The organism is Lactobacillus sp. CBA3606, from assembly GCF_002970935.1.
Lineage (GTDB): Bacteria > Bacillota > Bacilli > Lactobacillales > Lactobacillaceae > Lactiplantibacillus.
This window is the reverse complement of record NZ_CP027194.1, coordinates 353,363-365,981: the sequence shown is the minus strand read 5'-3', so window position 1 is coordinate 365,981 and position 12,619 is coordinate 353,363. Positions and strand designations below refer to the sequence as shown.

Genomic DNA, 12,619 nt, shown 5'->3' with positions numbered 1-12,619 from the left:
AAGTATTAATCGTTACTTTGTTGTAATTGCGTATAAGCTTGTCGGGCAGCGCTTTGTTCCGCTTCCTTTTTGGAATAACCCGTACCCACACCAATCTTTTTACCATTAGCCAGCACGGCAATCTCATAAGATCGGTCATTCGCCGGACCATTTTGTTCGACTAAGTCATAGTCAATCTCGACATCGCCGGCTTGTTGCAGATATTCTTGTAAAGTCGTTTTATAATCAAACACGCCATCAAAACGGCCTTCATCTAATTTAGGAAAAATGACCTGATGGGCAAATTTTAAGATTGGCTCGCGACCTTGGTCTAAATACAAGGCCCCGACAAAGGACTCAAAAATATCACATAATAGTGAATCACGTTCCCAGGCTTTGGCTTTTTGTTCACCTTTACCTAAGCGAATATATTGCGGAAACCCACACTCACGAGCAAAGCTGGCGAAACTATCTTCGCAAACCATGGCTGCCCGGAGGCGAGTCAACTTACCTTGGGGCATGTCTTTATAGCGTTTGTATAAATACTCAGAAACTGTCAATTCCAAGACGGCATCTCCCAAAAATTCGACCCGTTCATAAAATTTTAAATTTTGATCTTGATGCTCATTCACGTAAGAAGCTTGCGTAAATGCTTCAGCTAACAAATCAGGGTTCTTAAAGGTGATTCCAAAGCGTTCTTTTAACATTGCGGCTAGTTCAGTAATCATTTTTAACATCCTTTCTGAATTTAAATACCGATACATTAAATTATTATACTATGATTGCTGGATTAATAACAATTTTATCCAGCTACTTTCATCAAATAAGGTCGCAAAAAGCAGGCCCCCGGTTATTTAACCGGGGCACCTGCTTACTTACTGATTCTTATTTCTGTCTTACTTGGCTTGCCGAGCTGCCACATAATCGACAACTTCACCAACCGTGTTTAATTTTTCAGCATCTTCATCTGAGATTTCGCTACCGAAAGTGTCTTCGAGTTCTAAGACAAATTCAACAAAATCAATTGAATCTGCATCTAAATCTTGTTGCAAGTTCATTTCCATGGTCACTTTGCTTTGATCCACTTCAAAACGATCGGCAATGATTGCAGCAATTTTATTAAAAATTTCTTCCTTAGTCATGCAAATACCCCTCACTAACTTGAATTCACTCAAGTATTCTAATCGTTTTCGGCAGGCTTGTCTACACTTGCTTGCTGATTTACTTGCTGGCTGGCAAAGTATGCCGCCACACCAGGCACTAAGTCGGTATTGACCATCTGCCGAATTTGCCGAATCGTATTAACGATGGTCGGCGCCTTACTAGAACCATGGGCCTTCACAACAGGCGCCTTTAAGCCTAATAAGACCGCGCCGCCATATTGCGAATAATCCATTTGTGATTGAATCTGGCTGAACCCGTGCTTTAACAACAAACCGCCTAGTTTACCACTAATCCCGGTATTATAAACGGCATCTTTCACTAAGCCTAGCATCGCACGGGCCGTGCCTTCAATACTCTTTAAAACGGCATTTCCAGTAAAGCCATCAGTGACGACGACATCCGCTACGCCATTTAGTAAGTCCCGCGATTCAACATTACCGATAAAGTTAATATCAGCCGTTTGTTGTAATCGTTCAAAGGCCGCCTTGTGCACTTTATTTCCTTTATCATCTTCAGTCCCATTATTCAATAATGCCACGCGAGGATTCGTTGCTTGCAGCATCCGTTCTGCATAATATGTCCCTAAAACGGCATATTGTTCCAAGTTTAATGGCTTGCTGTCAGCATTGGCCCCAATATCCATCATGACAAAATTTGACTGGTGGGCATTCCGAACCACTGGTAATGCAGTCACTAACCCAGGCCGATCGATGCCTTTAATGCGGCCAACAATAAACAAACCCGCGGCAAGCACAGCCCCCGAATTTCCTGCTGAAAAGAATGCGTCGGCTTGCCCATCTTTAACCGCCTGAGCTGCCATGACTAACGATGACTGTTTTTTACGGCGAACCGCTCGCACTGGTTCATCTTCCATGGTAATCACTTCATCCGCATTGATGACTTGAATCCGATCACGGTTTTTCAAATGTTGATTAATGACGTCACGCTGACCATATAATAAAAAGACCGTATCTTCAAATAAATCACGGGCTTGTTCGACCCCTTCAATGACTGCGGTTGGTGCAAAATCGCCGCCCATTGCATCAATTGCAATTTTTACCATGTTATTCACCATTCCTTCTCGTTTAAGGCCACCATCGGTTAATCTAACGTGCCAACAGCGGCTAATTTTGCTTGCAAATACTGTGCTAGAGCTTGATTTTCCGGTTGTTGTTGCCAAGCTGGCGTTGCAATCAGCGCATGCGCATCTTGTTGTGCCACCTGTAAGACGTTCAAGTCCGCAATCGGATCACCCACTTTAAAGGTTGGCATCCCCGACTGTTTAACGCCCAACACTTCGCCGGAACCTCGTAGCTCTAAATCTTTTTGTGCTAATACAAAACCATTTGTGGTTTCTGTCATAATTTGCATTCGTTGAATGCCTTGTTGATTTTTAGGATCGGCCACTAAAATACAATATGAGGCTTTCGTGCCACGACCAACTCGGCCGCGCAACTGATGCAACTGGGCTAACCCAAAACGATCCGCATCATAAATCATCATCACCGTGGCATTTTTGACATCAACACCAACTTCAATCACTGTCGTTGACACTAGCAATTGTAGCTTTCCCGCCTTAAAATCAGCCATCACAGCTTCTTTTTCGTCCGGTTTCATCCGGCCATGGAGTAACCCCACGTGATAATCAGGGGCAAAATAAGCCTGTAAATTTTCAGATAAAGCTTCCGCATTTTTAACATCTAACGTTTCTGATTCTTCAATCAACGGGGTGACAACGTACACTTGTGACCCCGTTGCCATTTGTTGGCGGACAAAATCCAGGGCTGATTGTGCTTGATTACTGCGAACCCAGGTTGTTTGAATCGGTTGGCGACCCGCCGGCAATTCGTCAATTTCAGAAACATCCATTTCACCATAAGCAGTAATTGCCAAGGTCCGTGGAATCGGTGTTGCCGTCATGGCTAAAGCATCCGGTTGATGTCCCTTTTGACGAAATTGCGCACGCTGATTGACACCAAAACGGTGTTGTTCATCAGTAATCACTAGACCTAAGTTAGCATAATCAACACCCGCTTGAATTAACGCGTGTGTCCCAATCAACAGGTCAATCTCACCCGCCGCTAAAGCCGCCAGCAAAGTCTTACGGGCCGCCGCCTTAGTTGAGCCCGTCAACAACGCAACGTTAACATCCGTCGCGGCAAAAACTTTAGCCAAGTTGTCAGCATGCTGTTCCGCCAAAATTTCGGTTGGCGCCATTAAAGCAGTTTGATAGCCCGCTGAAATGGCGGCATACATGACGATTGCGGCCACAATCGTTTTCCCAGAACCAACGTCACCTTGTAACAACCGGTTCATGTGCTTAGGTGATTTCAAATCTAAACAAATTTCATTAACCACTCGTTTTTGCGCGCGCGTTAATTCAAATGGCAACGTCTTGATAAAGGCTTTTAGCTGGTCATTATCATAATGAATCGCAATGCCATCCGTCGCATGATCAGCTTGCTTTAACGCTTGTAATTGCATTTGAAAGACTAAGAATTCTTCATACGTTGCCGACCGCCGTGCGGCCGTTGAAGCCGCTTGACTAGTTGGAAAATGCATATCATGAACCATCTGCCGGCGTGGTAATAACCGATATTTAGCCAGTAATGGCGCTGGGACAATATCGACCAGCTCAGTCTGATAGGCGTCATACGCTTGTTTAATGAGTTTTTGAATCGTGGTCTGGCGCACGGCCTTGCTTGCCGGATATATCGAACCAAATGCCGACTCAGCATTATTCGGATTAATAATTTTCATCCCGGTCATGCTATTACGAGTGGCATCCCACTTACCGTATACCGCAATTGGCTGTCCAGTTTCAAGTTGTTTCATCAGATAGGGCTGATTAAAAAAAGTCACCATGTAGACATCATGCGCAATCAGTAATCGAAAATTCAAGCGATTCTTTTTGCGCCCAAAACGGGCTAATACTGGTTCAGAGGCAATAGTCCCCTTTAAAGTCACCTTCTCTTGATCAGCAATCTCATTAATATCTTTCACTTGTAAATCGTCATAACGAAAGGGGTAATAGGTCAGCAAATCCGCCACGGTATTAATCCCTAGCTCAGCCAGCGCTTTTTGCCGAGTGGGGCCAACCCCGGTCAGATCACCAACTGAATCAGTTAATTGTTTTGGCATGGCTTCAATTCCCCCTTCAATTGATTTTTAATAATTAGACCAACGGCACCTAATCCTGCTCAAAAAACGGGTCGTAGGCACTCAAGCTCCCACGACCCATTTTTGTATTAAATTCGTTACTCAACCGAAATCAAGAATGGATAGACGGGTTGGTCGCCTTCATGAATTTCTATTTCAAGTTCATCATCCAAGCCTTGAATAGCCGTTGATAACTTATCAGCGTCAGCCTGTGTCGCATCTGCTCCAAAAATAATCGTTACTAATTCGCTGTCGTCATCAAGCATGTGTTGGACCATGGCGATAGTTGCCGTTTGACGATCTGGATCAGTGACCACGATTTCGCCGTCTACTAAGCCCATGTAATCGTCCTTATGAATCGCCAAGCCATCAATCGTCGTATCACGTACGGCATGGGTAACTTGACCACTAACCACCGTATCCAACGTCTCTTCCATGGCACTTTGGTTAGCCGTTAATTCCGCTTCCGGGTTAAAAGCCAACATTGCGGTCATCCCCTGTGAGATTGTCTTACTATGGACGATTTCAACCGGAATATCCGCGACATCCGCAGCTTGTTCAGCAGCTAAGAAAATATTTTTATTATTAGGTAATACTAGGGCGCGCTTAGCTCCACTTGCATTGACCGCTTTAACAATATCCGCCGTGCTAGGGTTCATCGTCTGCCCACCGGCAATAATATCGGTGACGCCTAGCCCATTGAATAATTGCCCGATTCCCTTACCGGAAGCGACTGAAATAATCGCATAGCCGTGCATATCTTGGGCTGGTTGGCTAACAGCTGGCGTAGTGGCAGCTGCTGCCTGGTCATGTTCCATGATGGTTTCTTGCTGTAACCGCATGTTATCAACTTTAACTTTAATCAAAGCCCCAAACCGTTGGCCCCAAATCATGACATCGCCAGGGTGTTCAGTATGCACATGCACCTTAACAATTTCATCATCATTAATGACTAACAGTGAGTCGCCTAACTTCGCTAAGTAGTTATAAAACGTATCATAGTCAAACTTCTGGTCGACCAACTTGCCGTCACCAATTCGAACCATGATTTCAGTACAATAACCATACTTAATATCATTAGGATCAAGTTGTCCTTGGACACTTTGATGATGAGCCGCGTCAATCATTGAATCCATCTCGGCATCGTCTGGAACGTAGTCTTGTGATTCATCAACTTTACCGCTGAGCGCATCACTAAAGGCTTCCAATACGAAAGTTAACCCTTGACCACCAGAATCAACCACGCCGACTTGCTTCAAAACCGGGAGCAAATCAGGGGTCGACTTCAAAGCGGCTTCAGCCGCGTCAACTACAGCCACCATGACTTCACAAATATCATCCGTCGTTTTAATGGCTTCTTTACCGGCACCAGCAGCTTTACGGATCACCGTGAGGATAGTTCCCTCAGTTGGCTTCATAACTGCCTTATAGGCCGTCTGAGCCCCAGCTGCTAACGCTTCAGCCAAATCAGTTGCCGTTAATTCGTCTTTACCGGCGACTGACTTAGAAAAGCCCCGAAAAATTTGCGACAAAATAACGCCGGAATTCCCCCGCGCGCCCATCAGTAACCCTTTGGCTAACGCTGAAGCTAGATCGCCGACTTTAATGCTAGTTTCTTCGCGTTCATATTTCGCGCCACTAGCCATTGATAAACTCATATTTGTACCGGTATCACCATCTGGTACCGGGAAAACATTTAAAGAATTAATAAATTCGGCCCGTTGGTTAAGCTTTTGTGACGCCGCTTGCACCATCTTGCCAAATTCAAGATTAGTTATCATGGTGATTTTCAATTTCAAAATTCCTCCTTGGCTTACACAATTTCGATTAGTCGTTCATTACCCGAACACCCTGGACAATGACGTTGACCGAATTTGCCGCAACGCCAAGCATATTTTGTAAGTTATATTTGACCTTGGCTTGGACATTTCGTGATACTTCTGAGATTTTTGTCCCATAACTGACAATAATGTTGACTTCAATTGCGACCCCATTATCTTCTTGTCGTACCACCACACCCCGCGCAAAGTTTTCGCGGCGTAAAATTTCATTTAAATTATCACGAATTTGGTTCCGACTAGCCATGCCGACAACTCCGTAGTTATCAGTAGCGGCACCGCCAACTACCGTCGCAATCACATCGTTATCGATATCGATTGTTCCAAATTGCGTTTTGATTTTGACAGCCATGAAAATAGCCTCCTTGTTTTAACGCGTTCATTTACGATAGTTTATCATAGCACAAGAGTTGTGGAAAGAAAAATTACACGACTGGCTTTTAGAAAGCCTGAATTAACGGAATTTAGCAGTAAAGTAAAATTACTTGATAGAAATGTATTGCAACCTTTATTAATCTATGATAAATTATTCTAGTGAATGATAAAGCATCGACCTTTTATCTAATGATTACCAAAGGAGGCAGATCAACATGGCAAAAGACTTCGTTACAGGCAAACGGACGCACTTTGGTAACTCGCGTTCTCACGCTTTAAACCACAGCCGCCGCAGCTGGAAAGCTAACTTGCAAAAAGTTCGCATTTTAGTTGATGGTAAACCAAAGAAGGTTTGGATTTCAGCTCGGACCTTGAAATCAGGTAAAGTAACGCGCGTTTAGCGCAGCAAAGCGTCACCACATTTTTTTGTGGGTGGCGTTTTTTGTTGCTTAAAATGGCTAGTTTGATCGTCATTTTTTATAAACTTTAGAAAATCGCCCATTGATTAAGTCAATGAGCGATTTTTTTGATGACCGTTTAACAGCCCTCAAAAGTAATTGGGGCTAAACTTAAACCGGTTGCTAAATTTCGTTTTCGTAACGCCGCAGCGTCGATGGTACCGGCAGTAACATCCGCCTGTAAGCCACGATAAATGGCTAATACAGCTGGCGGCACTTGGTGATAATGAACATAATAGCCTGAAATAGCATGTGTTAACTGATTAATGACCTCCAGATATGGCGTGCCATTATTAAGCGCTATTGCATGCGTTAACAATAACTTTTGTAAGGCCTGATCATCCGCCTGCTGCGCCTCAGCGTAGGCTGCACTTAACTGATCTGTCAGTAACGTCACCCGCGCTGCCGATGTTACAATCGCCTTAGTTGGTTTATCCATCAACATCATCTCCCCTATTTGACACCTAACGCTTCTCATTAGACTAACACTCGCCCGCAAAAAATGCGAAAAAAAACGGTGTCCAACCTAGGACAACCGCTAATTGATAACCAACTAAAGGCTGGCTTATCTTTAATCACAACTTTGAATCACGGCCACCACACCTTGGTCAAAACTAAACCGCGTTGTATCCCCAACAAATTCGTTGCTGGCCCATGAGATTGGATAGTCATTGGCAGCATCTTGTAAGCGGTACTTCGCATCAGCTAACGTTAAATGTGTCGGTAACAGTGGTACAAAGGCCAGATAGGTCTTATCAACCTCTTTTTGAAGCGTATAGACGCCCGGCAAAAAGAATTGCACACTATTCTGGCGATCAACTAATTTAATTTGCGGCGCCCACTGCCGAAATTGAGGATCGAGGACCAACCACAAATTCGCTAATAGATGGTCTAAGCGCCCACCTGTCGCCCCATAGATGATTAACTCATCCGGATGCAGCTGCGCAAAAATTGTCTTAACCGCTAATTGCGTATCCGTCTGATCCTGATCAGGCTTAACCACGACAGTCCCCGTCAACACTTGTTTCACCGTCGCTAATTCAGCCGCATCAATTGAATCAAAATCCCCGACTGCAATGACTGGCTTAAGGCCTAACTTAACCAACCGTAATGCCCCACGATCAGCTCCAACCCAGGGTCCCGGTAATTGCGCTAACCCGGTCGGCCAGTTCGTCGTTGGTCCACCCACTAACAATCTAACCGTTTTGGGCATTAGTTCGTCGCCACCTTTAAATCCTGAATCCGTTGACTAGGATCGGCACTGGCGTACACAAATGACCCAGCGACTGCGACCGTCGCTCCCGCCTCGTAACAAGCTTTAACCGTCTGATCATTGATACCACCATCAACTTCAATATCAAACGTATAACCATTTTGTTGTTTTAATTGATGTAAAGCCTGAATTTTTTTGATCATTGGTGCTAAGAAATGTTGACCACCAAAACCAGGATTAACAGTCATGATTAACACTTGGTCAACAAGCGGCAACAATTCCGTAATCATGCTCAAGGGGGTCCCGGGATTAACCACCACTTCAGCCTTAACACCGGCATTTTTAATTAATTGTAAGACATGGTAAATATGCTGGGTACTTTCGACGTGCACCCCGATTAAATCCGCACCAGCTTGTGCAAATTGGGTGACAAATCGCTCTGGTTCCACAATCATTAAATGACAATCTAGCGTTAACGACGTTAAAGGCCGCAATGCTGCGACCGTACTCATCCCAAATGATAGATTCGGCACGAATTGACCATCCATCACGTCGATGTGCAAATAGTCCGCACCGGCCTGTTCCACAATACTGACATCGCGTTGTAAATTAACAAAATCGGCACTTAGAATTGAAGGGGCAATTTTAATCATTAGTCTCACTCACTTTTTCTTATTATAGATAACTTTTTTATTTTTAATCGTTTCATAAAATTGTAAGTAATTATCATAGCGGCTTTGCAAAATCTGTTGATCCGCCAAGGCGGCTTTAACAGCACAATGTGGCTCATTAATATGCACACAACCGCGATACTTACAATCAACACTGAGCCGCACAAATTCTGGGAAATAATGGGTTAAATCCGTTGCTGGAATATCGAACACTTCATAAGAAGAAAATCCCGGCGTGTCAGCAATTAATCCGGCAGCAATTTCAATGAGGCTAACTTTCCGGGTCGTATGTTTCCCCCGATTCAATGCTTGTGAAATCTCACCGGTGGCGAGGCCTAAATCAGGGCGTAAATGGTTCAACAAGGTCGATTTGCCGGCCCCCGTCTGGCCCATAACTACCGCAACATGGCCCGCAATCGCTTTTTTAACTGCCGTTAGCGCAGCCGTTGAAAAAGCGGTTCGGTCAATAATAACCTGATAACCAATCTCCTCATAGGCCGCTGCTAATTGCGCGCGGGCCGCAAATTCGGCCTCACTAAGCAAGTCAGTCTTAGCCATGTAAATCACCGAATGCACGCCCGCCACTTCTAACGCAACTAACTGGCGGTCCAATAAGTTGGTTGAAAATTCTTGGGTCGTGGTTGCAGTCACCACAATCGCCAAATCAATATTAGCGACTGGCGGTCGGACTAATTGTGTCTCTCGATCCAGCACTTTTAAAATATAACCTTCTTGGGGCGTCGTGCTATCAAACTCGACTCGGTCCCCAACTAACGGCGTAATCTTACGCTTACGAAAATTCCCACGGGCCCGCGTTCGATAAAGTTCACCATCCGCATAAACATCATAAAACCCACTTAACGATTGTCGAATTTGTCCAATTTTCAAATTAGCACCACCTTATTTATGATTTGGTACGGTCCACTTCTAATAACTCTATTGTACCAAAAAAAATGGTCAGGATAAAACCCCGACCATTTTTTATTCAGCTATTTATCACTAATTCCTTACTCATTCGTCGCATCAGCACTGGTCACTTTTGCATTTTCAGCAACAACCACCCCATTACGAACGATTCGATACCGCCCCACTGCGCCATTGGTTAACTGAAATGGCAAACTCAACCGCGTATTGTGCGTAATTGCAACATTACGATAAAGTGTCGTCAATAAATGGCTATCATCAGCTAAATAAATTTTGACATCATTTGATTGGGTCGTCGCCGAATTCAGTGTCACATAGGGCACCGTTACTTTAACATAAAAGTTTTTCAGTGTCGCCGTGGTCGCTGGCTGTGCGCCTTTGGACACACTGACCGTTAACGTTGACCCGGCCCGGACCTGCGTCCCACCATCTGGGGTTTGATCATAAGAATAACCCGTCTTTTGTTCATCAGAATAGCCCGGTTTAAAGTTCACATTTAACCGATTAGCGGTCGCATAAGCCAAGATATCAGCCTGACTTTCGCCCGTCAAATCTTTCAAAGCTACCAGCCGATTACCGGCACTTACCGTAAACGTTATCGTTGTTTTAGTCGGCAAAACCTGACTACCAGCGACAACGTCTTGACTAATAATTTGCCCAGTCCCGACGGCAGAAGTACTAAAACGCTCCTGAACTTTGAACCCTTCCGCCACTAATGTTTGCCGCACGGCCGCATAGCTTTCGTTAATATAATTACCGAAACTGACTTGTTTGGCGCCATTACTGAGCGTTAAGTTAATCCGTGAACGAACTTGAACATGGGCCTTCGTCGCCGGCGTACTTTTAATCACTTGGTTTTTAGCAACGCGATTACTTTTGACGCGTTTAATTGTACCTACCGCTAAATGGCGTTTCGCCAAAGCAGTGGTGGCTGCGGCTTGGGTCATACCAGTCACCTTAGGCACCGTCGTCATTTGTGGCCGACTTAAAGCTAGACCAATACCAAAGGCCACCATCAAGAGCGCTAAAATAACGCCAACAATAATTAATCGTCGTCTTAACGGGTGGCGCTTTGACCAAGACCGCTTGGGTAACGGCGCCGTTTGCGCGGCAGCCGTTGCCGTAGTTTCAGGTTGTTGGTCGGTGACACTCGCCGCAGAATCAGCGGGTTGATTAGCCGCAATCGCCGCCGCAATGTCAGCGCTAGGCATGATTTTAGTCTCATCATTACCTAAATCTTGCGGTTCAAACCGTTTTTCACCAGCGCGGGTGCTCGTTAAAGTAGTCAATAAATCATTTGCCATATCTTCGACAGTCGCATAGCGTTCACGTGGATCCTTAGCGGTTGCCTGTAGTACCACGTTTTCTAAAGCTTGGGGAATATCAGCATCAAAATGACGCACCGATGGCATTTCATTTTGAAAATGCTTCAATGCAATTGAGACTGCCGTTTCCCCCTTGAACGGGACCGATCCCGTTAACATCTCGTATAAAATAATGCCTAATGAATAAATATCCGATTGCTTAGTCGCCATGCTACCACGCGCCTGTTCGGGCGATAAGTAGTGGACTGACCCTAAAATCGTATTAGTTTGGGTCATGGTATGTTCCGATAACGCTACGGCAATCCCAAAGTCCGTAATTTTAGCATTGCCCTGTTCATCGATTAAGATATTTTGTGGCTTTAGATCTCGATGAATAATGTTGTGCGCATGGGCCGTAGCAACTGCACTTAATATTTGTTCCATGATGTCAATGACTTGTTGGCGTGGAAACGGAAACTGTTGCTTAATATAATTCTTGAGATCCATTCCCTTAACATATTCCATTACCAAATACTGCATGCCATTTTCTTCACCGATATCGTATAAACTCACAATATGTGGATGCACCAATTCCGTCGTCGCTAAAGCTTCCCGTTGAAACCGTTTGATGGTCTTAGGATCATCACGTAAATCCAACCGTAAAAGTTTGACCGCGACATCGCGATCTAATATTAAGTCATGCGCCAAGTAAACATTCGCCATACCACCTTCACCTAAAGACCGGATAATCCGATACCGTCCACTAAGTGTGTAGTTAGGTGTCATTTACTGGCCACCTCACCATCAACCGCCACAATTAAAGCGGTAATATTATCTAAACCGCCGGCGGTATTCGCCATTTTAACTAAGGTTTCACATTTTTCAGTTGCGGATTGAGTTGTCGTTTGTAACACCTGCATAAGTTGCGCATCCGTCACCATGTTAGTCAACCCGTCTGAACATAATAGCAATTGATCGCCAGCTTGCATTTTGTACAAGTTAGTATCAATATCAGCATCCGGTGAAATGCCTAAAGTTCGCGTAATGATATTTTTTTGTGGGTGTTGGCGCGCTTCTTCTGCCGAAATCTCGCCTCGTTTAACCAGCTCATTGACTAAAGAATGGTCTTCGGTAAGTTGTCTTAGTTCGCCATCGCGCAACAGGTAGCCCCGACTGTCCCCAATGTTAGCCATCAAGAACTCATCATCAAACAATAAGGCCGCTACCATCGTGGTACCCATCCCATTTAGATCTGAGAATTCCCGCGCCTTATCAATAATATGTTGATTTTCATCTTGAACTTCGTTGGCGAGCCATTTAACGGCATCTGTTGGTTGACTAAACGTCGTATTTTCAAAACGGTACCCCATATGAGAGACCGCCATTTCGGACGCCACGTCGCCACCTTGATGCCCACCGATACCATCTGCGACAATGGCAAAATTAATGCCCGCCGTATTTTTAAACACGCCAACATAGTCTTCATTTTCTTCGCGTTGTTGGCCAATATCCGACCGATATGCAAAATCCACAG

13 protein-coding genes are annotated in these 12,619 nt (G+C 44.7%); 1 reads left to right on the top strand and 12 read right to left on the bottom strand.

The features are described from left to right. Positions 1 to 5 precede the first annotated feature (5 nt). From rnc to C5Z26_RS01900, 6 genes are all read right to left on the bottom strand, one after another. Positions 6 to 707: a ribonuclease III gene (gene rnc, locus C5Z26_RS01925; protein ID WP_105448347.1), complete on the bottom strand. Its 702-nt coding sequence runs from the start codon at positions 705 to 707 to the stop codon at positions 6 to 8. A gap of 168 nt (positions 708 to 875) precedes the next feature. Continuing rightward, positions 876 to 1,121 carry an acyl carrier protein gene (gene acpP / locus C5Z26_RS01920; RefSeq protein ID WP_105448346.1) on the bottom strand — a complete coding sequence of 82 codons (246 nt, stop codon included), beginning with the start codon at positions 1,119 to 1,121 and terminating at the stop codon, positions 876 to 878. Positions 1,122 to 1,159: 38 nt separating this feature from the next. Continuing rightward, complete coding sequence (gene plsX / locus C5Z26_RS01915) at positions 1,160 to 2,206, bottom strand: phosphate acyltransferase PlsX (protein WP_105448345.1); 1,047 nt, start codon at positions 2,204 to 2,206, stop codon at positions 1,160 to 1,162. 38 nt (positions 2,207 to 2,244) lie between these two features. After that, complete coding sequence (recG, locus tag C5Z26_RS01910; protein ID WP_105448344.1) at positions 2,245 to 4,284, bottom strand: ATP-dependent DNA helicase RecG; 2,040 nt, start codon at positions 4,282 to 4,284, stop codon at positions 2,245 to 2,247. A 116-nt stretch (positions 4,285 to 4,400) separates the two neighbouring features. Next, positions 4,401 to 6,095 carry a DAK2 domain-containing protein gene (locus tag C5Z26_RS01905; RefSeq protein ID WP_105448343.1) on the bottom strand — a complete coding sequence of 565 codons (1,695 nt, stop codon included), beginning with the start codon at positions 6,093 to 6,095 and terminating at the stop codon, positions 4,401 to 4,403. Between the two features lie 34 nt (positions 6,096 to 6,129). Further along, positions 6,130 to 6,492 carry an Asp23/Gls24 family envelope stress response protein gene (locus tag C5Z26_RS01900; RefSeq protein ID WP_105448342.1) on the bottom strand — a complete coding sequence of 121 codons (363 nt, stop codon included), beginning with the start codon at positions 6,490 to 6,492 and terminating at the stop codon, positions 6,130 to 6,132. 238 nt (positions 6,493 to 6,730) lie between these two features. On the opposite strand from C5Z26_RS01900, the gene rpmB reads away from it, so the two are divergent. Next, positions 6,731 to 6,916 carry a 50S ribosomal protein L28 gene (gene rpmB / locus C5Z26_RS01895; protein WP_105448341.1) on the top strand — a complete coding sequence of 62 codons (186 nt, stop codon included), beginning with the start codon at positions 6,731 to 6,733 and terminating at the stop codon, positions 6,914 to 6,916. 136 nt (positions 6,917 to 7,052) lie between these two features. On the opposite strand, the gene C5Z26_RS01890 is transcribed toward rpmB, so the two are convergent. The 6 genes from C5Z26_RS01890 to C5Z26_RS01865 all read right to left on the bottom strand — a co-directional run bounded on the left by C5Z26_RS01890 (position 7,053) and on the right by C5Z26_RS01865 (position 12,617). Continuing rightward, positions 7,053 to 7,412: a bacteriocin immunity protein gene (locus C5Z26_RS01890; RefSeq protein ID WP_158682784.1), complete on the bottom strand. Its 360-nt coding sequence runs from the start codon at positions 7,410 to 7,412 to the stop codon at positions 7,053 to 7,055. A 132-nt stretch (positions 7,413 to 7,544) separates the two neighbouring features. Further along, positions 7,545 to 8,186, bottom strand: coding sequence for a thiamine diphosphokinase (locus C5Z26_RS01885; RefSeq protein ID WP_105448339.1), 642 nt, complete (start codon positions 8,184 to 8,186; stop codon positions 7,545 to 7,547). Then, the gene (gene rpe / locus C5Z26_RS01880; protein ID WP_105448338.1) at positions 8,186 to 8,839 is read right to left on the bottom strand and encodes a ribulose-phosphate 3-epimerase; all 654 of its coding nucleotides are present in this window, start codon (positions 8,837 to 8,839) and stop codon (positions 8,186 to 8,188) included. The genes C5Z26_RS01885 and rpe overlap by 1 nt, the downstream gene beginning before the upstream one ends. A gap of 9 nt (positions 8,840 to 8,848) precedes the next feature. Further along, positions 8,849 to 9,745, bottom strand: a complete 897-nt coding sequence (rsgA, locus tag C5Z26_RS01875) for a ribosome small subunit-dependent GTPase A (RefSeq protein WP_105448337.1) — start codon at positions 9,743 to 9,745, stop codon at positions 8,849 to 8,851. Between the two features lie 119 nt (positions 9,746 to 9,864). After that, positions 9,865 to 11,871, bottom strand: a complete 2,007-nt coding sequence (pknB, locus tag C5Z26_RS01870; RefSeq protein WP_105448336.1) for a Stk1 family PASTA domain-containing Ser/Thr kinase — start codon at positions 11,869 to 11,871, stop codon at positions 9,865 to 9,867. Continuing rightward, entirely contained in the window at positions 11,868 to 12,617 is a 750-nt protein-coding gene (locus C5Z26_RS01865) for a Stp1/IreP family PP2C-type Ser/Thr phosphatase (RefSeq protein ID WP_105448335.1), read from the bottom strand. Before C5Z26_RS01865 ends, pknB begins: the two co-directional genes overlap by 4 nt. Positions 12,618 to 12,619 lie beyond the last annotated feature (2 nt).

Coding starts and splice junctions, on each gene's coding strand:
- C5Z26_RS01890 (WP_158682784.1), bottom strand. CDS start 7,412: ATGGATAAACCAACTAAGGCGATTGTAACATCGGCAGCGCGGGTGACG.
- plsX (WP_105448345.1), bottom strand. CDS start 2,206: ATGGTAAAAATTGCAATTGATGCAATGGGCGGCGATTTTGCACCAACC.
- C5Z26_RS01885 (WP_105448339.1), bottom strand. CDS start 8,186: ATGCCCAAAACGGTTAGATTGTTAGTGGGTGGACCAACGACGAACTGG.
- rpe (WP_105448338.1), bottom strand. CDS start 8,839: ATGATTAAAATTGCCCCTTCAATTCTAAGTGCCGATTTTGTTAATTTA.
- C5Z26_RS01900 (WP_105448342.1), bottom strand. CDS start 6,492: ATGGCTGTCAAAATCAAAACGCAATTTGGAACAATCGATATCGATAAC.
- rnc (WP_105448347.1), bottom strand. CDS start 707: ATGATTACTGAACTAGCCGCAATGTTAAAAGAACGCTTTGGAATCACC.
- acpP (WP_105448346.1), bottom strand. CDS start 1,121: ATGACTAAGGAAGAAATTTTTAATAAAATTGCTGCAATCATTGCCGAT.
- recG (WP_105448344.1), bottom strand. CDS start 4,284: ATGCCAAAACAATTAACTGATTCAGTTGGTGATCTGACCGGGGTTGGC.
- rpmB (WP_105448341.1), top strand. CDS start 6,731: ATGGCAAAAGACTTCGTTACAGGCAAACGGACGCACTTTGGTAACTCG.
- pknB (WP_105448336.1), bottom strand. CDS start 11,871: ATGACACCTAACTACACACTTAGTGGACGGTATCGGATTATCCGGTCT.